Annotated in this window: 16 protein-coding genes and 1 tRNA gene; 11 read left to right on the top strand and 6 right to left on the bottom strand. The window is 56.9% G+C overall.

The annotated features are described in order from the left end of the window. Nucleotides 1–7 precede the first annotated feature (7 nt). From NB069_RS18890 to NB069_RS18845, 10 genes are all read left to right on the top strand, one after another. Nucleotides 8–352: a DUF4810 domain-containing protein gene (locus NB069_RS18890; protein WP_250586069.1), complete on the top strand. Its 345-nt coding sequence runs from the start codon at nucleotides 8–10 to the stop codon at nucleotides 350–352. Between the two features lie 11 nt (nucleotides 353–363). Continuing rightward, nucleotides 364–1026, top strand: coding sequence for a DUF799 domain-containing protein (locus NB069_RS18885; RefSeq protein WP_250586067.1), 663 nt, complete (start codon nucleotides 364–366; stop codon nucleotides 1024–1026). A 469-nt stretch (nucleotides 1027–1495) separates the two neighbouring features. Further along, entirely contained in the window at nucleotides 1496–2128 is a 633-nt protein-coding gene (gene bcsO / locus NB069_RS18880; protein WP_250586065.1) for a cellulose biosynthesis protein BcsO, read from the top strand. Next, the gene (gene bcsQ, locus NB069_RS18875) at nucleotides 2119–2925 is read left to right on the top strand and encodes a cellulose biosynthesis protein BcsQ (RefSeq protein WP_250586063.1); all 807 of its coding nucleotides are present in this window, start codon (nucleotides 2119–2121) and stop codon (nucleotides 2923–2925) included. The genes bcsO and bcsQ overlap by 10 nt, the downstream gene beginning before the upstream one ends. Before the next feature lie 21 nt (nucleotides 2926–2946). Further along, nucleotides 2947–5067, top strand: coding sequence for a UDP-forming cellulose synthase catalytic subunit (gene bcsA / locus NB069_RS18870; RefSeq protein WP_052246239.1), 2121 nt, complete (start codon nucleotides 2947–2949; stop codon nucleotides 5065–5067). Next, nucleotides 5064–7529, top strand: a complete 2466-nt coding sequence (gene bcsB, locus NB069_RS18865; RefSeq protein WP_250586061.1) for a cellulose biosynthesis cyclic di-GMP-binding regulatory protein BcsB — start codon at nucleotides 5064–5066, stop codon at nucleotides 7527–7529. Before bcsA ends, bcsB begins: the two co-directional genes overlap by 4 nt. 13 nt (nucleotides 7530–7542) lie before the next feature. Beyond that, entirely contained in the window at nucleotides 7543–11415 is a 3873-nt protein-coding gene (locus NB069_RS18860) for a cellulose biosynthesis protein BcsC (RefSeq protein WP_250586059.1), read from the top strand. Further along, nucleotides 11415–11882 (top strand): cellulose biosynthesis protein BcsD, encoded by a 468-nt coding sequence (gene bcsD / locus NB069_RS18855; RefSeq protein WP_250586057.1) that lies wholly within the window; start codon nucleotides 11415–11417, stop codon nucleotides 11880–11882. Before NB069_RS18860 ends, bcsD begins: the two co-directional genes overlap by 1 nt. A 9-nt stretch (nucleotides 11883–11891) precedes the next feature. Further along, on the top strand, nucleotides 11892–12881 hold the full coding sequence (locus NB069_RS18850) for a glycosyl hydrolase family 8 (protein WP_250586055.1): 990 nt from the start codon (nucleotides 11892–11894) through the stop codon (nucleotides 12879–12881). 330 nt (nucleotides 12882–13211) lie between these two features. After that, nucleotides 13212–13664: a hypothetical protein gene (locus NB069_RS18845; RefSeq protein ID WP_250586053.1), complete on the top strand. Its 453-nt coding sequence runs from the start codon at nucleotides 13212–13214 to the stop codon at nucleotides 13662–13664. A 45-nt stretch (nucleotides 13665–13709) separates the two neighbouring features. On the opposite strand, the gene NB069_RS18840 is transcribed toward NB069_RS18845, so the two are convergent. The 4 genes from NB069_RS18840 to NB069_RS18825 form a co-directional block, all read right to left on the bottom strand. Continuing rightward, complete coding sequence (locus NB069_RS18840) at nucleotides 13710–14141, bottom strand: hypothetical protein (RefSeq protein ID WP_250586051.1); 432 nt, start codon at nucleotides 14139–14141, stop codon at nucleotides 13710–13712. Further along, nucleotides 14119–14514: a polymorphic toxin type 44 domain-containing protein gene (locus NB069_RS18835; RefSeq protein ID WP_250586049.1), complete on the bottom strand. Its 396-nt coding sequence runs from the start codon at nucleotides 14512–14514 to the stop codon at nucleotides 14119–14121. Before NB069_RS18835 ends, NB069_RS18840 begins: the two co-directional genes overlap by 23 nt. Nucleotides 14515–14523: 9 nt before the next feature. Then, a complete protein-coding gene (locus tag NB069_RS18830) occupies nucleotides 14524–15015 on the bottom strand; it encodes an Hcp family type VI secretion system effector (protein ID WP_250586047.1) in 492 nt (163 codons plus the stop codon). A gap of 313 nt (nucleotides 15016–15328) precedes the next feature. Then, nucleotides 15329–15404, bottom strand: a tRNA-Ile gene (locus NB069_RS18825). Between the two features lie 125 nt (nucleotides 15405–15529). Here NB069_RS18825 and mug point away from each other — a divergent pair. Then, nucleotides 15530–16036, top strand: coding sequence for a G/U mismatch-specific DNA glycosylase (gene mug / locus NB069_RS18820; RefSeq protein ID WP_250586045.1), 507 nt, complete (start codon nucleotides 15530–15532; stop codon nucleotides 16034–16036). Between the two features lie 104 nt (nucleotides 16037–16140). Here the strand turns inward: mug and rpoD are convergent, their stop codons facing one another. After that, entirely contained in the window at nucleotides 16141–17988 is a 1848-nt protein-coding gene (rpoD, locus tag NB069_RS18815) for an RNA polymerase sigma factor RpoD (RefSeq protein ID WP_250586043.1), read from the bottom strand. Nucleotides 17989–18269: 281 nt separating this feature from the next. Further along, nucleotides 18270–20015, bottom strand: coding sequence for a DNA primase (gene dnaG, locus NB069_RS18810; protein WP_250586041.1), 1746 nt, complete (start codon nucleotides 20013–20015; stop codon nucleotides 18270–18272). Nucleotides 20016–20115 lie beyond the last annotated feature (100 nt).

Raw genomic sequence — 20115 nt, 5'->3', positions numbered from 1 at the left:
ATTAATGATGGCAAAGATAAAAATCCTGCTTTCCGGCGCAGCGATGCTGCTGCTGGCTGGGTGTGCAACGAAATCATCACAGCAGATATATACCTGGGGTGATTATCAGGACACGATTTATGACTACTACACCAATAAAACCAGCCCGCAGGATCAGATCGCTTCACTGCAGAAACTGATTACCACATCGCAGGCCAGCAGCAAACCTGTTCCACCTGGCGTGCATGCCCAGTTGGGCATGCTCTACAGCAATACCGGGAACAGAGAGCTGGCGATGGCCGAATTTAATGCCGAGAAAAAACAGTACCCGGAATCGGCTTCATATATTGATTTCCTCACCACGAAAAAATAACGGAACATAAAATGAAAGGAATCTCTGCTCTTCTGACCCTGGCATTGACGCTGGTCGTCACGGGTTGCACAACCAACAAGACGCCACCGGCGGATTATTCCGCTTTCAAAGAAAGCAAACCGCGCAGCATTCTGGTGCTGCCGCCAACAAATAAATCGCCAGATGTTAACGCGACTCATGGCTTTTTGAGCAACGTAACCTGGCCTCTTGCCGAGTCCGGTTACTATGTGTTCCCGGTGGCAGTGGTGGAAGAGACGTTTAAACAAAACGGCGCGACCAATCCGGAAGACATCAACGCTATCCCGCTGAAAAAACTGCACGATATCTTTGGCGCGGATGCGGTGATGTATATCAATATCACCGATTACGGTACCTCATACCAGGTGATCAACAGCGATACGCGCGTCACTGCCTCGGCGCGTTTGGTGGATTTACGCACCGGAAAAGAGCTGTGGACAGGCTTCGCGTCGGCTTCAAGTAATGAAGGCCAGAGTAATAACAACGGTGGCCTGCTGGGATTAGTGATCAACGCGGCGATCACCCAGATTGCGCATTCGGCAATGGACAAAGCCTATGACATTGCCGGCGTCGCCAGCGCACGCCTGTTTAGCCCGGGGCCTCGGGGGCTGTTATATGGCCCGCGTTCGCCAAAATATGGCCAGACTGCGCAGTAACCTCTTCAATCCCGGCCCCTGTGCCGGGATTAATTTTTATCCCGTTTATTACTCCTCTTTTCACCTCCCCGCAAACGCCGGTTAATCGGGAATGCTCGCCGATATATCCTGTTTTTCATAAATCATGTTTATAGTTACCTGTCGATATTAAGCTTCACATGTTATATTTTCGATGGATTAATCTGTTGTTAAGATAACTCATGACAAGATTTTATCTGTATGTTGCGGGTTCTGCTGGCGGATAGTGGAGAAATTACGCGATCTGTCGATAAGCTTGTACATAGTATTAGCTCTACGTAATATGCATTAGAAGATTAACTAAACAAATATGACCACGCGTAAAGGGACGTTCTTTATGACGGTTGTTAATCACTCATCCCCTTTACATGTTCGTATTCCCACAACACTGTGTCCCTGGCAAAGTCATGCAGGAAACAAAAATACTGACTTGTGAATCACGAGTAATACCATGAAAAATTATGATGATTTGCAGCGTTTCAAGGATAAAACGCGCACCGGCGACATCAATTTCAAGGACTTGTCTGCGCAAAACAAGCAGGCTTCCGCCAGCGGCTGGGCGATCATCAACCAGCTGGCAGGTGTGGATAATGACGCCGCGCTTGCGAAGGCCGGCAGCATCGCCGTACCTGTTCCGCAGGCGGTAAAACCCGGTGAACTGGATGCAGCTCTTGCCAGCCTGACGAAAACGCCTGCGGCCGAGTCCGCCGGTTCTGCGCCGTCGATCATGCAAAGTATGAACGCCAACAGCGCAGAAAACGGGGCGCAATCGCCGCTTAGCCCGTCCGCGCCTTCGTTCTTTGACCAGCTTAAACCCGAGCCGACAAGCCCACCGCCGGTGAAAGAGGCGCCAGCTCTGGCACCCCAGGCTGAGTTTCGGCCAGCGCCTGCGCCTGTGGCGCCCGTTGCTGAAGCAGCCCCTGCGCCTGTGGCGCCCGTTGCTGAAGCAGCCCCTGCGCCAAAACCGGCAGAGCCGGTGCGCTTTGACCAGCTGTTCGCGACCAAAACGTCCGAACGTGCCAGCCATCCGGTGAAAGATCTTCCGTTACAACCGCTCCTGGAGAAAATCGCTTCATGCCGTTAGTGTGTATTTGCTCGCCAAAAGGCGGAGTAGGGAAAACCACGGTCACGGCCAACCTCGCTTATGCTCTGGCACGTTCCGGGAGTAAAGTTCTGGCCATTGACTTCGATGTGCAGAACGCGCTGCGTCTGCATTTTGGCGTGCCATTGTCCGACGGTCGCGGCTACGTTGCCCGGTCTAGTGAGTCGGCAGACTGGAGCCAGTCGGTGCTGACGGCGGGCAACAATATGTTCGTCCTGCCCTATGGCGAAGTGACGGAAGAGCAGCGCCTGATCTTTGAACACAACCTCACCAGTGACAGCAATTTCCTGGCGCGCGGGCTAAGTTCTCTGCTGAGCTACCCGGGGCTGGTTATTCTGGCCGACTTCCCGCCAGGGCCGAACCCGGCGCTGAAGGCGATCTCCCCGCTGGCCGATTTACACCTCGTGACCCTGCTTGCCGACACCGCATCGCTGTCGCTGCTGCCGCACATTGAAAACCACCGGCTGACCGGCGGCGAGCCGCCAGATAACAAGGCCGGATACTATTTCCTGGTGAACCAGAGTGACAACCGGCGCCATATCAGCCGTGACGTCACCGCCTTCTTACAGCAACGCCTCGGCGATCGCCTGATTGGTGTGATCAACCGGGATGAAAGCGTGCCTGAGGCCAATGCCTCACAGCAATCGATACTGGATTTCAGCGCCACCTCGGCGGCTGCGTTCGATATCGAGCTGGTGAGTAAGCGTATCGCAGGTATTTTGGGTATTCAGGTAGGTGACGGCGCCGTGCACGCCAGTCTGAGAACCTCCAGTTTCTGACGACAATTTCCAGGACGTCCTATGAAAAAGGCGCTGTTTTATTTACTGCTATTGGTATTAGCACCCATTGCAGTGCTCATTATTATTACCCCGATGGATAGCCAGAAGCAGTATATCTTTGGCTTAATCAGTATCGGGGCACTGATGCTGCTTGGTTTTAGCAAACATCACCGCGTGTCAGTAATCATGATGATTGTGGCGGTCTTAATGTCCACACGATATATCTGGTTTCGCGCCACGCAGACGCTGCACTTTAATTCCGAAATAGAGGCCATACTGGGCATCGGGTTATTTCTCGCCGAACTCTATATCTGGATAACCATTATTTTAAGTTATCTGCAAAACCTCTTTCCCTTACAGCGCAAAATCGTACCGCTGCCCGATGATATGGCCCAGTGGCCGACGGTGGATATCTATATCCCGTCGTATAACGAGAGCCTGGACGTGGTACGCGATACCGTGCTGGCCGCGCAGTGCCTGGATTACCCGGCGGATAAACTGAAGATCTACCTGCTGGATGACGGCAAGCGCAGCGAGTTTGCGGTGTTTGCCGCCAACGTCGGGGTAGGGTATATCACGCGTAACGATAACTCTCACGCCAAAGCGGGCAACCTCAACCACGCCATGAAGCTCACCAAAGGCGAGCTGATCTGCGTCTTTGACTGCGACCACGTGGCGACGCGTATCTTCCTCCAGGCGACGGTGGGGGCCTTCCTGCAGGATCCGAAGCTGGCCCTGATGCAGACTCCGCACTACTTCTACTCGCCGGATCCGTTCGAGCGTAACCTGTCTGCGGGCCGCGATATTCCTAACGAAGGCCAGCTGTTCTACGGGCAGATCCAGCGCGGAAACGACAACTGGAACGCCACCTTCTTCTGCGGCTCCTGCGCGGTGATCCGCCGTAGCGCCCTGGAGGAGATTGGCGGTTTTGCAGTAGAAACCGTGACCGAAGATGCCCACACCGCGCTGAAGATGCAGCGCCTGGGCTGGAAGTCGGCCTATCTGGATATCCCGCTGGCGGCAGGGCTGGCGACGGAACGTCTGGTGGTGCACGTGATCCAGCGTACCCGCTGGGCCCGCGGCATGACCCAGATTTTGCGCGTCGATAACCCGCTCCTGGGCCGCGGCCTGAAGTGGCAGCAGCGTCTGTGCTATCTCAACGCCATGCTGTCGTTCCAGTTTGCGTTGCCGCGCGTGGCGTTCCTCACCGCGCCGCTGGCTTACCTGCTGTTTAACCTGAACATTATTCACTCCTCGGCGAGCCTGATTTTCGCCTATATGCTGCCGCACCTGTTCCTCTGTATCTATGTGAACTCGCGGGTCAACGGGCGCTTCCGCTACAGCTTCTGGGGTGAAATTTACGACCTGGTGCTGGCCTTCCATCTGGTGCTGCCGACGGTGATCACCTTGATCTTCCCGAAACGCGGCAAGTTCAACGTGACCGATAAAGGCGCCCTGCTGGATGTGGGCTATTTCGACTTCAGCATTGTTCGCCCGCACCTGATCATTGCGGTGCTGCTGGCTGCGGGGGTAATCGCCGGTATCGTGCGTGCCGTCGCCCATGACTACTTCAGCGTGGACCCGATGGTTATCGCCCTCAACGTCGGCTGGGGTGTCTACAGCCTGATCTTCCTGCTGGCCGCCATCGCCGTGGCGCGGGAAACCCGTCAGACGCGTAAAACCATCCGTATCGATGCCAGCGTGCCGGTGGTGATCCACTACGCCAGCGGCATCTCCTCGCGCAGCCATACCCTGGATTTATCCATGGGCGGCTGCCGTATCGCGGTGGTGGACGATCGTCACCTCACCGACGAGATCGAAGAGATTGAGCTGCAGCTGCAGTCGGGGGCGATCAGCATCCCGGTGAATGTGATTGCCCACGATGAGCAGTACATTCGCCTGATGTTTGACGAGATCCCCCTGGACCGCCGCCGCGAACTGGTTCGCGTGGTGCTGGCCCGCGCCGATGCGTGGATCAACCCGCCAAAACGTCAGGACAACCCGTTCCGCTCGTTGTTTATCATTATTCGCAGCGTATTTGATCTGTTCTGGCTCACCTGGAAAGACCGTCGTAACAAGCGTCGTCAACGCCATGAGGATGCAGGGCGCAGGAATAACGCCACCGAGGATACCGCTGTATGAAAGGGATGACCCGCAAAGCCCTGCAGTTGCTGTTTATATTTGGTGTACTGGTGCAGCCGGTGACGGCGGAAGAGCCGACCACCGTGGAATCGCTGCTTCCGGCCGATCTCCCGCCACCGGAGACGGAGGCGGCGCAGCCCGCGGCAGACACAGCACCGGCTTCTCTGCCTGCGGCTGATACGCTGCCCGCGTTCCAGACCCCGTCGGCGGCTGAGGCGGCTGCAGAGCCTGCCAGCCCGATGCCTGACGCGATGCCTGCAACGCCGGCTCCCGATGCCGCGGCGGCTTCTCCGGTACCGATGGGGATCATCCCTGGCACCACCAGCAGCATTACCATTGCCCAGATGGGGCAGCCGAATGGCGTGGTGTTGAGCGGTGGGCAGCTTCAGGGCGGCATCGACTTTACCCTCTCGGCGGACCAGGTCATCACTAACGCCCAGCTGGAGCTGAACCTGAAGGTCTCTCCGGCGATGGCGGCGCGCAACACCACGCTGCAGCTGATGCTCAACGGCCAGCCGCTGGGCACGGTGCCGCTGGGCTCCGCCGACAGCAACGTGTCCAGCTATCAGCTGGACATTCCGGCAGCGATGGTGGTGTCCCGCAATAACATCAGCTTCAAAATCAACGACGGCGACGCGCTGCTGTGCCAGCGGGATTTGTCCGACAGCTACCAGGTCACTATCATGCCGAACACGCGGCTCGATCTGGAGGCGCAGCAGCTGAACATTGGCGCGGATCTGAGTCATTTCCCGCGTCCGTTCCTCGACGAAATGCAGATGACGCCGACCACGCTCACCTTCGCTTTCCCGGCTAAAACCCTGCCGGAGCAGGTGGGGGCGGCGGCGCTGATCGCCTCGTGGCTGGGGATCGAAGCGGACTATCGCGGTATTTCGTTTGATGCCCTGCATGACCAGCTGCCGGAGAAAAACGGCATCCTGTTCGGCAAGCCGGGCGAGTCGATTGGCGGCTTAACCCTGCCCGCCTCAAACGGGGCGATGCTGCAGGTGGTGGATAACCCGGCCAACCCGATCTACAAGCTGCTGCTGGTGGTGGGCAATAACGAGCAACAGCTCAAGAGTGCGGCATGGCGTCTGACCCGGGGCCAGTTCACCGGCCAGACCACCAGCCTGCCGGTGGAAGCCCAGAACATCCCGGTCAGCAAACCCTACGATGCGCCGCGCTGGATTGCCACCGATCGCCCGGTACTGCTGAGCGAGCTGATGCGTAAAGATCAGAGCCTGACGGTGACCGGTATCTGGCACGAGCCGCTGACCCTGGCATTCCGCGCCGCGCCGGATCTGTTTATGTGGGATGGCGATACCATTCCCCTGAAAATCGCCTATCGCTTCCCGTCTGAAAGCTGGATTGACGAGCAGCGCTCCTACCTGTCGATGACCTTCAACGGCACCTTCCTGCGTAATCTGCCGGTCAACAAACAGGGCCTGCTGGAAGGGCTGTGGCACAAGCTCGGCGGCGATGCGCGTCAGGAGAATTTTGTTATGCCCCTGGAGCCGTATCTGATCTACGGCGACAACCAGCTGCAGCTCTATTTCAACATCCAGACCAAAGAGAACGCGCCGTGCAGCGTGCTGCTCAACAACAACATCAAGAGCCGTATCGACGAAGATTCCAGCATCGATCTGAGCAATTCGCGCCACTTCGCGCTGCTGCCGAATCTCTCTTACTTCGTCGGCGCCTCGTTCCCGTTCACCCGCCTGGCGGACTTCTCGCAGACGGTATTACTTCTGCCGGAAAACCCGAGCGAAAGCGAGATCGGCACCCTGCTGGATCTCTCCGCCCGCTCCGGTAACGCCACCGGTACCGCGCTGAACAACAACCGCGTGATGTTCGGCCTGCCGTCCGGTGGGGCAAACCTGCTGCGCCTGAGTCAAAGCGACGTGCTGGCGGTCTCCTCGCTGAATCAAACCGCCTTCAACCGTGCCCTGCTGGCCCAGTCGCCGTTTATCAGCAACGAGCACACCTTTGGCGTGCGCGAGCCGAAGATGCTGGACAGAGTGCAGAACCTGCTGGAAGGGAACTGGAACACGACCGCCGTCGATGCCGACCGCTACTTCTCGTCGAACGAGTCCTGGCGCGGCTTTGTCAGCTTCCGCTCCCAGTGGAACCCGTCGCGGCTGGTGGTAATGGCCATTGGCAGTAACGACGATCAGCTTGCCCGTCTGCATAACGACCTGAACTCCGCCCGCATCAACGCCGGGATCAGAGGCGACACGGCGATCATCACCGATGAAAACGGCGTCCGCAGCTTCCGCGTCGGCCCGCAGTTCCCGAGCGGCCAGATGCCCTGGTACATGATGGTGGTGTGGTATGCCACGCAGCACTCCGCCATGCTGGCAATCTTTGGCCTGCTGTTCGCGACGATTATTGGCCTGAGCCTCTACTCGTTACTGAAAAAACGTGCGCATAAACGTCTTAACCCACAGGATTCAGATCGTGAGTAAGGGTGGTAACACTATGGAAAATAAAAACAAAACCGCCAGACATCTGCCTGTGCTGTGCCTGTTCAGCGGGCTGGCGCTCGGAGGCCTTCAGGGCGCCCAGGCGGCGGATGCCGCGCAGTCGGCCAATAACCCGGCGCTGAAGGCGCTGTTCGACCAGGCGAACTACTGGCACGAAAAGTCTCACGATAACCTGGCGATGGAATCGCTGAAAAAAGTGCTGATGGTGGATCCCAACAACACCCAGGCGCTCTACCTGATGGCCTTATGGTCACAGCAGGCCGGTGACGTGAAGGGGGCGGCCCAGTGGCGCGAGCGCTTAACGGCGGTCTCGCCGCAGGATGCGAATCTGCAGGCGCTGGATAACGCGAAGCAGATGCAGCAGGTGCCGCGCGGGCAGCTGGAGCTGGCCCGTCAGCAGGCGCGCAGCGGCAACATTCCTGCCGCGCTTAGCACCTGGCAGAGCCTGTTTACCGGCAACCAGCCGCCGCCGAGCCTGGCCCCGGAATACTATCTGACCATGGCGGGGGATAAATCCCTCTATCCGCAGGCGGTAAGCGAGCTGCGCCAGCTGCGCGTGCAGTACCCGCAGGATAACAACGTCAAGATTGCGCTGGGCAAGGTGCTTACCTATCAGGAGAGCACCCGCCGGGAGGGGATGAACATCCTGCAGGATCTGGCGAGCGGCAGTCAGGACGCGGATAAATCCCTGCGTCAGGCCCTGCTGTGGCTGGGGCCGCAGGCGGGCGACGAAGCGTATTACCAGACCTATCTCCAGCGCCATCCGACCGATACCGCGGTGCAGGATTACTACCGCAAGAGCATCGGCGGGGCGGCTAAAGGCGAAGGCTATGTGGCGCTGAACAGCGGCAATACCGACACCGCCCGCAGCCAGTTTGAGCAGGTGCTGAAGGCCAACCCGGAAGATGCCGACGCCCTGGCCGGGATGGGCTACGTTGCCCTGCGTAAGGGGGACTACGCCGCAGGGGCGCAGTACCTGAACCGTGCGGCAAGCCTTGGTGGCGAAGCCTCAGAGGAGCGCAAGCAGCAGGCGCAGGATGCCGAGTTCTACGGCCAGCTGGCCCAGGCGCAGGCGGCTTACAAGCAGGGCAACGTCAGCCAGGCGCTGGCCCTCAGCGCGCCGCTGGCCCAGCGCAGCGGCGAGCAGGGGGCAGCCGCGAAGCTGTTCCGCGCCGACGTCCAGCGGCATAACAAAGATTACACCTCGGCGGAGCAGACCCTGCGCGGCCTGCTGAACGAGCAGCCGAACAACGGATCTGCCCGGGAAAACCTCTACTACGTCCTGCGCGAGCAGAACAAAACCGCCGAAGCCCAGGCGATGTTGCAGACCCTGCCGGCCAGCCTGCAGGCGAGGCTGCAGCCGCGCGTCTCCGGCGGCAACCCAACCGATCCGCTGCGCCGTCAGGCCCAGCAGGCGGCGGCCAGCGGCGATCCCCAGCGCGCCATCGCCCTGTTGCAGCAGGGCACGGCCCGCTATCCGTCCGATCCCTGGCTGCGCCTTGATTTAGCCCGTCTCCTGCAAAAGCAGGGGCGCAGCGCAGAGGCAGCCAACGCCATGGCACCGGCGTTCCGCCCGAACGCCAGCAACAGTGAACTCTATGCCGCCGCGCTGTTCGCCAGCGAAAACAACGCCTGGCAGCAGTCGCAGACGCTGCTGTCGCGCATTCCGGCCTCCAGCCAGAATAGCGATATGCGCGAACTGTCCCAGCGGGTTAATTACAACCTGCAGATGAACGTCGCCGAGCGCTATCTGGCGTCTGGCGATCGCACCGCGGCGGCCAACACCCTGAAAGCGCTGGCCGCGCGCCCACCCCAGAGCCCGGCGGATGCCGGCAAGCTGGCGCGGATGCTGGCCCAGAGCGGGGATGTCACTACCGCCGTGAGCGTGGTCCACGACAACATGCGTCGTGGCGTGCAGGGTAACGCCGGGGATTATGCCGATCAGGTGGCGGTGCTCAACCAGGCGGGACTGGGCGGCGAAGCCCAGGCCTGGCTTGCCAACCCGGAGCTGCAGTCGCGCAGTACCCCGACCCAGCTGGCGAGCATTCGTAACGGCTACGTGATCAACGAGGCCGATCGTCTGCGCACCCAGGGCAACTACGCCGCGGCCTACGACAAGCTGATCCGCGCCATGCAGAGCGATCCGCAGAACACCGATCTGATGTTTGCCATGGCCCGTCTCTATCAGTCCGGGAAGATGAACAAAGAGGCGGGAGTGGTTTATGACTACCTGATGACCCGCGACACCCCGCAGCAGGATGCGCGTGCCGGGGCGATCGACGTGGCCCTTGCCAGCAAAAATGTCGATAAGGCGAAGCAGCTGAGCGTCGGGCTGACCAACGACGGCACGCCGGAACGCCTGCTCCTGCTGGCCCGGGTCTCCGAGGCTGAAGGCAACCATCAGCAGGCGATGAGCTACCTGCGCACCGCGCGCGGCAAGCTGCTCGGCCTGCAGGATAACAGCGGTGAAACGGCCCCGATGCTGGGTGGCCTGGCGCTGGCCGACAACCCGTTTGTCGGCACATCCAGTACCGGCGCAGTGGCGGATTCTCCGTCGCTCTACGGCCAGGCGATGCCGTGGCAGGTGGCCCAGCTGGCGCGTAATCCACAGACCGCGCCGCCGGGCACCGTCCGCACCGATCTGCCGGTAGAAACTGCCCAGGCCGGTACGCTGCGTCAGGTGGATAACATGATGGAGATGCTGGTGGATAAAACCGCCACCTGGGCCCGGGGTTCAACCGCCCTGCGCGCGCGTGACGGCGAAGAGGGGCTGAGCAAGCTGACCGAAATCAAGGCACCCTTGCAGTGGTCCACCGTGCCGTTCGGCGATTCCCGTCTGGACGTTAACGTCACGCCGATCAGCCTTGATGCGGGCACCTCGTCCGATGAATCCAGCCGCCGGTTTGGTACCGGGGCGCTGATCCAGGGCGGCGTAGCCGAAGAGCTGTATAACGCCTCCACCACCACGCCGCCTGAGCTGCCGAACATCGACAAGATCAAGGTGCCATCCCAGGGCTCGCAAAGCGCTCAGGGTGTGGAAGTGGCGATGGCCCTCACCGGGGATCAGTACAAAATTGATGTCGGCTCCACGCCGCTGGGCCAGGATCTGAATACCGTTGTCGGTGGGATCCAGTGGTCGCCACAGCTGACGGATTACCTCAAGCTGATCCTCACCGGCGAGCGTCGTGCGGTGGTGGACAGCCTGCTCTCCTATGTTGGCGTTGAGGACAAATACAGCGGCAAGAAGTGGGGTCAGGTCACCAAAAACGGCGGCAGCGCGCAGCTGAGCTATGACAATACCGACGCGGGTTTCTACGCCGGATTTGGCGTGTATGACTACGTCGGGGAGAACGTGCCGAGCAACACCAGTGTCAACGGCTCAGCGGGGGTCTATTTCCGCCCTTACTACGCTGACGATCGCGAGTTGAAAGCCGGCATCAACATGAACTACATGAACTTCGACAAAAACCTGAGCTACTTCAGCTACGGGCAGGGGGGCTACTTCAGCCCGCAGGACTACATCAGCGTCTCCTTCCCGGTGGATTACACCCAGAAATATGACAACTGGAAGCTGGGGCTGGGAGCGTCGATTGGCTATCAGTCCTACTCTCAGGATGAGAGCCCGTACTTCCCGACGGATTCGGCGATGCAGCGCCAGCTGGAAGACTACGTCTCCCGCGGTTTTGCCAAAGAGGCGTTTTACAGCGGCAAGAGCGAGAACGGTCTGGGCTACAACCTGCGTGCCTCAACGGACTACAAGCTGAACAAAGATATGACCATCGGCGGGCAGATCGGGTATGACACCTTCGGTGATTACAACGAAAGTAGCGCCAATATCTACTTCCGCTACCTTCTGGGGAATAAGTGATGAATGATCAACAGCTTTTGCAGTATTACCAGCATCAACAGTCACAGTCAGGCTGGTTTGGGCTGATCCACGTGATGGTTGAGACGATGGTGGCCAATGTCGGCGAGGCCCAGAGCCGCGCCTTCCTCGTGCAGATGGGCGACTCGCTGGGCGAGCGCTTCCCGCTGGGGCTGGCGCACACGGTGGGCGAGCTTGAAGAGCAGATCAACGCCCGGCTCGCGGCCTTTAACTGGGGCTATATTGATATTGACGCCAGCGACACGGCGCTGCGCATCTGTCACACTGCGCTGCCGGTGCCGCCTGAAGAGGCAAAGCAGATGGCCTGGAACCACGCCTTCAGCGCGGTGCTGGAAGGGCTCTATGCCCGCTGGCTGCGCGAGCAGGGCGGAAAATCACACGTATCACTGTGGCGGGAGGCATCCCCCTCGGCTACGGTTATCCATTTCAGATACCAAAACAATCAATAAGGATCGGCCATGTGGCAGCGAGCTAAAATCGTGGTTCTGGCGCTGGGGCTGATAATAAGCCATCAGGTTTTCGCTGGAAGTGCATGGGACAGTTATAAGGCGCGTTTTTTGATGCCGGACGGTCGCATCATTGATACCGGCAACAACAGCGTGAGCCACACCGAGGGGCAGGGCTTCGCCATGATGATGGCGGTGCGCAACAACGATCGCGCCGGTTTTGACAAAATCTGGGCCTGGACGAAAAAGAACCTGCAAAACCCGCAGACGGGGCTGTTCTACTGGCGCTTTAACCCGGTGGCGGCCGATCCGGTTATGGATAAAAACAATGCCACCGACGGCGATACTTTTATCGCCTGGGCGCTGTTAAAGGCGGGCACCCAGTGGAACGACAGCAGCTATCTGAACGCGTCGGACGCGATTACCAAAGAGCTGGTGGCCCGCAACGTCATCAGCTTTGCCGGTTATCGCGTGATGCTGCCCGGTGCGAAAGGCTTTAACCTCAACAGCCACGTGAATCTGAACCCGTCGTACTTTATCTTCCCGGCCTGGGAGGATTTCGCGAAGCGCAGCCATCTGACGGTGTGGCGTGACCTGATTAACGACGGACAGAAGCTGCTGGTGAAAATGCGCTTCGGTAACACCCAGCTCCCGGCGGACTGGGTCTCACTGTACGCCGACGGGCGCGTAACCCCGGCCAAAGAGTGGCCTGCGCGTTTCAGCTACGACGCCATCCGCGTGCCGCTGTACATCAAATGGTATCAGCCCACCAGCCCGCTGATGGCGCCGTATACCGCTTACTGGGGACGTTTTGCCCGGACCCAGACACCGGCGTGGGTGAATGTCACCACCGGCGATCCGGCGCCTTATATGATGGCCGGCGGCTTGCTGGCGGTGCGTGACCTGGCGATGGGACAACTCCCGCCGGGCGAGCCGCAGATCACGGCTCAGGAGGATTACTACTCCGCAAGCCTGAAGATGCTGGTGTCGCTGGCAAGATAAGTTTTCCCCTTGGGTAGGATTCTGGAAAGCGCCTCGCAAGAATGACCTGCGGTGGCGCTTTTTGTTTTGTGTGGGAGAGAGCAGGGCGTAAAGTCTCCTCGTTGCGGTAAAACCTGCAACCGGGCGTAGGAACCCGAACAACTCAACTGCGGTACAGGTTTCTGTATCGGGCCAGCGCACACCGCTGTAAAATCATCGGTGGCGCTGGCAGGGCAGCCGAAAGGCTGGCCGGTTGCCGTTGAGTTCCGGTTCCTAACCCTGTCAGCGCTGCCACTCTCCTGAGCTTAGGAACTCAGGTTGTGGCTCATTAAACTCAACGGAGGATGCCTTATGGCTACGATCCCAACCCTGTCTTACCCCGAATCTGACGAAAGCGTTATCCGCCACTTGCTCAACTCGCCCCTGCCTCTCTCTGCTGACCTGTTTGAGGTCACGGATCGTTGCGCGGCCCTAGTGACGGTTCTGCTTGAAACTAAAGAAATTGCCGCGCGTCTGGCATTATGCGGACGGCTGTCGCACGTGCTCACTCGACTGGCGCAACTGTGTGATGAAGATTTACCGCCGCACCTGATCGCCCAGCTTACCGTTGATGAATTGCCGGATTCCGCCATGCCGCACTGCTGGCAGGAAACGTACCTGGTAGTGGAGTATCTCCAGTCGCTGAACCGGGCGCTATTGGGAAATACGCTGCCGGGTGAAGTGGCGCAGGACCTGACCGGGCTGCTGCACGATCTGGTGTATATCTTGCGGGATTATGTGAGGGAGCCGTACCGAACGCACTGAGTGTAGAGAGAGGGAGGCTGGCGGTAAACGCCAGCCTGGATTGAGTTAGTCCGTACCGCTGGCATACAGTTCGATGACCGGAAAGACAGCAGTACCTTTTGATGAATACATCACCGAATTGGTGAAGTTATAGATTTTACCTTTCACGCGAACCGTTACCAGCCGTCCAATTTTAGTAACGGTGGCTGTACCCGTATCCGCCGTCAAAAAGGGCTTCATGTCACCCACGTCTCTAAGGGGGGCTTCTGAGTATTCGCCCGATAAATAGTAACGGAAGACGTCAGACACGGTCGCGTTTCCTCCCTGATACTGTGTGATATACAGCCAGGTGTTTTCATTCAGCTGTTTTGATGCGTACAAGCGATCGTTATAAGGCTCGCTGAGGCTGTACTGGTAAATCACAAAACAGATCACCAGCAGAAGCAGAACAAGAGTCAGGGTACGGTGTAGGGCTTTAATAACCGTGCTGTATCGCATAATCAATACCTTGCTTAATCCATTTTTGGTCTTCTGGATCGTCTCCATACGGAGGTATTTCCCACCAGTGGCCCCATTTTTCTACATTAGATGTACCTGCCCTTGATTGCGCGAAACCAGCTCCTCTCAACAAAATCGCAGGTGGTATCCCGCTTACATAACCCGTAGCACCGTAATTAAAATTCCCAAAATCTGCCCATAGCCTGTTTTTCTTTTTGTAATCCCATGGACCACCATTTCTGACTTTATTATAAAACCAGTAATACGTGGTTGGGGTTGCCATTCCTTTGCACATTCCCAGTGCTTTAGCTTCCATTATGTTTTTACGCAGCAGTGAAAAACCGCTGGGAGGCATGATTGGAATAATAGCCATTACATATCCTTATGCCGTCTTACGTTCGTTCCATGAATCTGAAAAAATTAGATTCCCATCACAATGTTTCCAGGTGATTTTTTCATAACGGAATTCGACTTGCTCAAGATGGTTTTGGTGGAGAGTGGCGGGATCTTTGCAGTCATGCATTATTGGTGCGACGGATACGACTCTGACGTTCTCCAGCAGCATATTGAAGTACTCAACTTCCTGCCCGCCATCGTTGATTTTGTACCATTTTAACTCTGCGGATTTTAACGTTTGTCCGGTAGCGACTGCTTTATACAGGTACGTTGATGAGCTATCAAACTCCTTTTCGATGATAAAAGAACCATGGATTCGATTGCCTGTAATCCTTCCCGTATTATTATCGGTTGGAGTATATAAGCGGTGACTGAAACCAATTACCTCTACACTACCTTCGCGATCTCTTACGTCAGACGAGCCTTTGATTAACGCACCGCCATCATCCTTTAAAAATAAGTACGCTGGTATAGCCATTCTGGTTAACTCCATTTAGATGAGAAATTAAACAGACAATACGATGACATGATTTTACAAAATGTAATTTTTTATATCTCAGAAGTTACCTTGATAGGCTTCTGTAATAATTAAGCCCAAGAAATTTGATTATTGTATATGTTTATTCTGTTTTGCAGCGGTGCGAGAAGCGATTTATAAACCAGTGAACAAGATGGGGATGCGAGAGAAACGAACATTTCTGGTTTGCTGATGACAGGATGGAACAGAGCATGTCACGAATGGAATCTAAACAAAAAGGACTTAGCCAGTTTCCTGTCTAAGTCCTGATATTTGGTGGCCCCTGCTGGACTTGAACCAGCGACCAAGCGATTATGAGTCGCCTGCTCTAACCACTGAGCTAAGGGGCCGTGGCGGAGGATTATAAAGTAACTCCTCGCGGCAATCCAGCCATACGCACCTGCCTGCTGTTTTTATAAACAACGCATTTTCAATCTTTTATACTTTCAGGGTGATCCATTCATAGGGAGTAAAAATGATCAGCGATATCCTTGCGCCAGGCCTGCGGGTTGTGTTCTGCGGCATCAATCCGGGCAAGTCTTCTGCCCATACCGGTTTTCACTTTGCGCATCCTGGTAATCGCTTCTGGAAGGTGATTTACCAGGCCGGGTTTACCGATAAATTACTCAAGCCGGAAGAGGAGCAGCAGCTGCTGGATACCCGCTGCGGCATTACCATGCTGGTGGAGCGGCCCACGGTGCAGGCAAGCGAGGTCAACCTGCATGAGCTGCGCAGCGGCGGGCGGGAGTTAATCAAGAAGATTGAGGACTATCAGCCCGCGGCGCTGGCGATCCTCGGCAAGCAGGCCTACGAGCAGGCATTCAGCCAGCGTGGGGTGCAGTGGGGGAAGCAGAACATCATGATAGGCGCCACGCAGGTTTGGGTGCTGCCCAATCCAAGCGGGCTGAACCGGGCGACGCTGGAGAAACTGGTGGAGGCGTACCGGGAGCTGGACGAGGCGCTGGTAGTGCGGGGGCTTTAGGGGCCTCTGCGGCCTGATGCCCTCACCCTGGCCCTCTCCCACAGGGAGAGGGAATAAACAAAAAAAAAGCTCCCGATTGGGAGCTTTTTTTAACATCAGGACCGTTAGTCGTCCAGGAAGCTACGCAGCACTTCAGAGCGGCTTGGGTGGCGCAGTTTGCGCAGCGCCTTCGCTTCGATCTGACGGATACGTTCGCGGGTAACGTCGAACTGTTTACCCACTTCTTCCAGCGTGTGGTCGGTGTTCATATCGATACCGAAACGCATACGCAGGACTTTCGCTTCGCGGGCGGTCAGGCCAGCCAGAACGTCGTGGGTGGCGGCACGCAGGCTCTCGGTGGTGGCAGAGTCCAGCGGCAGCTCGAGGGTGGTATCCTCGATGAAATCACCCAGATGCGAATCTTCATCGTCGCCGATTGGCGTTTCCATGGAGATTGGCTCTTTGGCGATTTTCAGCACCTTACGGATCTTGTCTTCCGGCATCAGCATGCGCTCGGCCAGCTCTTCCGGCGTCGGCTCGCGGCCCATCTCCTGCAGCATCTGGCGGGAAATACGGTTGAGCTTGTTGATGGTCTCAATCATATGCACCGGAATACGGATGGTGCGCGCCTGATCCGCGATAGAGCGGGTAATCGCCTGACGGATCCACCAGGTTGCGTAGGTGGAGAACTTGTAACCACGACGGTATTCGAACTTATCAACCGCTTTCATCAGACCGATGTTACCTTCCTGAATCAGATCCAGGAACTGCAGACCGCGGTTGGTGTATTTCTTGGCGATGGAGATAACCAGACGCAAGTTCGCTTCAACCATCTCTTTCTTCGCACGGCGGGCTTTCGCTTCACCGATGGACATACGACGGTTGATGTCTTTCACCTGCTCGATGGTCAGGCCGGTCTCTTCTTCAATCTGCTGCAGTTTCTGCAGGCCACGATGTACGTCGTCAGCCACGTCGCGCAGTTTTTCAGACCACGGCTTGTTCATCGCGATAGCCGCGTTGAACCAGGTTTCGCTGGTTTCGTTGCCGGTGAACAGGGTGATGAAGTTCTTCTTCGGCATTTTGCACTGTTCAACGCACACTTTCATGATGATGCGTTCCTGGGTACGTACGCGATCCATCATTACGCGCATGCTGTTAACCAGGTAGTCGAACTGTTTTGGCACCAGGCGGAACTGTTTGAACACTTCAGACAGCTTCAGGATCTCTTCCTGAGCGGCGGCATGGCTGCGACCTTTGGCTTTGATGGTGTCGCGCGTCACTTCGTACTGGGTACGCAGCTCGGCAAACTTCTCACGTGCCAGTTCAGGGTCGATGCTGTTGTCGTCATCGCTGCTGTCGTCATCGCCATCTTCGTCGTCTTCGTCTTCGTCATCATCCATCTCTTCCTGAGACAGTTCAGAACCGACGTGCGTCGCCGTTGGAGCCATGTCTTCTTCCGCGTTCGGATCGACAAAACCGGTGATCAGATCGGACAGGCGCGCTTCTTCAGCCTCAACACGATCGTACTGCTCGAGCAGATAGGTGATCGCTTCCGGGTATTCGGCAACGGAGCACTGAACCTGGTTGATCCCGTCTTCGATGCGTTTTGCGATGTCAATTTCGCCTTCGCGGGTCAACAGTTCAACGGTACCCATTTCGCGCATGTACATGCGAACCGGGTCGGTGGTGCGGCCGATTTCAGACTCAACGCTCGACAGAACCTGTGCAGCAGCTTCTTCTGCATCTTCGTCGGTGTTGTTTGAGTTTTCAGCAAGTAACAGATCATCGGCATCAGGGGCTTCTTCCATCACCTGAATACCCATGTCGTTGATCATTTGGATGATGTCTTCGATCTGATCGGAGTCGACGATATCTTCCGGCAGATGGTCATTGACCTCGGCATAGGTCAGATAGCCTTGCTCCTTACCACGTTGGACAAGAAGTTTCAGCTGTGACTGCGGGTTTTGCTCCATAAGACGGTATCCACACTTATTCGTTTGATTGGTGTCGGCGATACGGCTGCCAACCTTTAAAGCGAGGGCGTACTTGTATTTTTGCCGCTGCCTCTCAGTGCGGCTGTCGGGATCTACCCGAACGATATTCGGCACTTAAGCCGTTAAATACTTCATCCTTCACGTTGTCTCTGCGTTAGCTGCGTTCTCTCATCCTGGTCATGTACTTATGTACACTCCCAGGCGTTCGCTCACTTGCTGCCTTAATACAACGCGAATGATTTTGTCTTTCGCTTTCTTTTCTATTTCTTCGCCAGTTCCTGGTTAATCATCCAGAGCTCCCGGCGTTCTTCGCTGCTTAAACCCTGTGTGCGCTCGCGAGCAATCAACTCATCCTGGCGCAGTTCAAGCATCGAATCAAACATATGGTTGAGCGAGTCGGTGAAGGTCTCTTCAGCGATATCTTTATCTGCTATATCGTCCCACATCGACAGTTTTTCAAGGGTTGCGGACGCTTTTGTTCCGCGATAGTGCTCTAAAAGTTGCCCTGTGGTCAGACCTGGCTGTGACAAACAAGTGTTGACCAGTTCTGCAAATAAGCCAAGTCCGGGCAGCTTTTCGTGGTTCAAACCCTCAAGAGACGGCACGCGTGGGGCCAGTTCCGGGTTTTGTACCAGCAGTCCTATCAGTATACGCATGGTTGTGCGTTTTAGCTGAGGCGCAGGGCGAACCGCTCCGCTTTCAGCCAGTTTTGGCATTAAACGTTCAAGCTGGCTGTCATCCAGGATGCCGAGCTTCTTACCCAGCTCCTGGCGCAGATAGATGCGTAACGTTTCGCCGGGCACCTGGGTGATCAACGGCAGCGCCAGCGTACTGAGCTGCGCACGGCCATCCGGGGTGCTCAAATCCACCTGCGGCATCAGGCTGTTAAACAGAAACGTGGAGAGCGGCTGAGCCTGCTCCATCCGCGCTTCAAATGCCGCTTTGCCCTCTTTACGCACCAGCGTATCCGGGTCTTCGCCGTCGGGCAGGAACATAAAGCGCAACTGGCGCCCGTCGGTCATATAGGGTAGTGCCGTTTCCAGCGCCCGCCATGCGGCTTCGCGTCCGGCCCGGTCGCCGTCATAACAGCAGACGACCGTGTTGGTCACCCGGAACAGCAGCTGAATATGGTCGGCGGTGGTGGAGGTCCCCAAAGACGCGACGGCATAGTTAATGTCGAACTGCGCCAGCGCCACCACATCCATATAGCCTTCGACAACCAACAGCCGCTGCGGTTCAGCGTTATCCTGCTGGGCTTCATACAGGCCGTACAGCTGGCGGCCTTTATGGAAAATATCCGTTTCCGGGGAGTTGAGGTATTTCGGCAGGGCATCACCCAGCACGCGGCCACCAAAACCAATTACCCGGCCACGCTTGTCACGAATGGGGAACATCACCCGTTCGCGGAAGCGGTCATAGCTACGTCCCTGGTCGTTGGTGACCAGCATGCCCGCGTCGATGAGTGATTTACGATCTTCGCTATTGCCGCCAAAACGCTTTAACACGTTATCCCAGCCGGGAGGGGCGTAACCAATAGCGAAACGCGCAATGACATCGTCGCTCAGACCGCGCTTGTTCAGATACTGACGCGCAGGCTCAGCAGCAGGTTGCTTAAGAGACTGTTGGTAAAACGAATTCAGGCCATCCATCAGCTGATACAGCGTTTGACGTTGATGACGCTCTATCTGACTTGGCCCACTGCCTGCTTCATACGGCACTTCAAGGTTGTGCATGGCAGCCAGCTCTTCGACGGTTTCAACGAACTCGAGCTTGTCGTAGTTCATCAAAAAGTCGACGGCGTTGCCGTGCGCGCCACAGCCGAAGCAGTGGTAGAACTGCTTTTCACCGTTAACGGTGAAAGAGGGGGTTTTTTCGTTATGGAATGGACAGCACGCGTGATAGTTCTTGCCCTGCTTTTTCAGCTTTACCCGCGCGTCGATAAGATCGACGATGTCGGTTCTTGCAAGCAGATCGTTGATGAATACGCGTGGGATTCGTCCAGCCATAGGCCCCAGAAATTTTTAGGAACTCATAAACGAAAACAAGCCGCGCATTCCTTCCGGAAGCACGGCCTTACGACTACTACTCTGTCTGACGATTGAGGAC

The organism is Leclercia adecarboxylata, assembly GCF_023639785.1.
GTDB lineage: Bacteria > Pseudomonadota > Gammaproteobacteria > Enterobacterales > Enterobacteriaceae > Enterobacter > Enterobacter adecarboxylatus_D.
Note: the sequence above shows the minus strand (reverse complement) of the source record. Positions and strands in the feature narration are given on the sequence as shown.

Coding starts and splice junctions, on each gene's coding strand:
- NB069_RS18840 (WP_250586051.1), bottom strand. CDS start 14,141: ATGCGATACAGCACGGTTATTAAAGCCCTACACCGTACCCTGACTCTT.
- NB069_RS18890 (WP_250586069.1), top strand. CDS start 8: ATGGCAAAGATAAAAATCCTGCTTTCCGGCGCAGCGATGCTGCTGCTG.
- bcsD (WP_250586057.1), top strand. CDS start 11,415: ATGAATGATCAACAGCTTTTGCAGTATTACCAGCATCAACAGTCACAG.
- NB069_RS18845 (WP_250586053.1), top strand. CDS start 13,212: ATGGCTACGATCCCAACCCTGTCTTACCCCGAATCTGACGAAAGCGTT.
- bcsB (WP_250586061.1), top strand. CDS start 5,064: ATGAAAGGGATGACCCGCAAAGCCCTGCAGTTGCTGTTTATATTTGGT.
- NB069_RS18860 (WP_250586059.1), top strand. CDS start 7,543: ATGGAAAATAAAAACAAAACCGCCAGACATCTGCCTGTGCTGTGCCTG.
- mug (WP_250586045.1), top strand. CDS start 15,530: ATGATCAGCGATATCCTTGCGCCAGGCCTGCGGGTTGTGTTCTGCGGC.
- rpoD (WP_250586043.1), bottom strand. CDS start 17,988: ATGGAGCAAAACCCGCAGTCACAGCTGAAACTTCTTGTCCAACGTGGT.
- dnaG (WP_250586041.1), bottom strand. CDS start 20,015: ATGGCTGGACGAATCCCACGCGTATTCATCAACGATCTGCTTGCAAGA.
- NB069_RS18835 (WP_250586049.1), bottom strand. CDS start 14,514: ATGGCTATTATTCCAATCATGCCTCCCAGCGGTTTTTCACTGCTGCGT.
- NB069_RS18850 (WP_250586055.1), top strand. CDS start 11,892: ATGTGGCAGCGAGCTAAAATCGTGGTTCTGGCGCTGGGGCTGATAATA.
- NB069_RS18885 (WP_250586067.1), top strand. CDS start 364: ATGAAAGGAATCTCTGCTCTTCTGACCCTGGCATTGACGCTGGTCGTC.
- NB069_RS18830 (WP_250586047.1), bottom strand. CDS start 15,015: ATGGCTATACCAGCGTACTTATTTTTAAAGGATGATGGCGGTGCGTTA.
- bcsO (WP_250586065.1), top strand. CDS start 1,496: ATGAAAAATTATGATGATTTGCAGCGTTTCAAGGATAAAACGCGCACC.
- bcsQ (WP_250586063.1), top strand. CDS start 2,119: ATGCCGTTAGTGTGTATTTGCTCGCCAAAAGGCGGAGTAGGGAAAACC.
- bcsA (WP_052246239.1), top strand. CDS start 2,947: ATGAAAAAGGCGCTGTTTTATTTACTGCTATTGGTATTAGCACCCATT.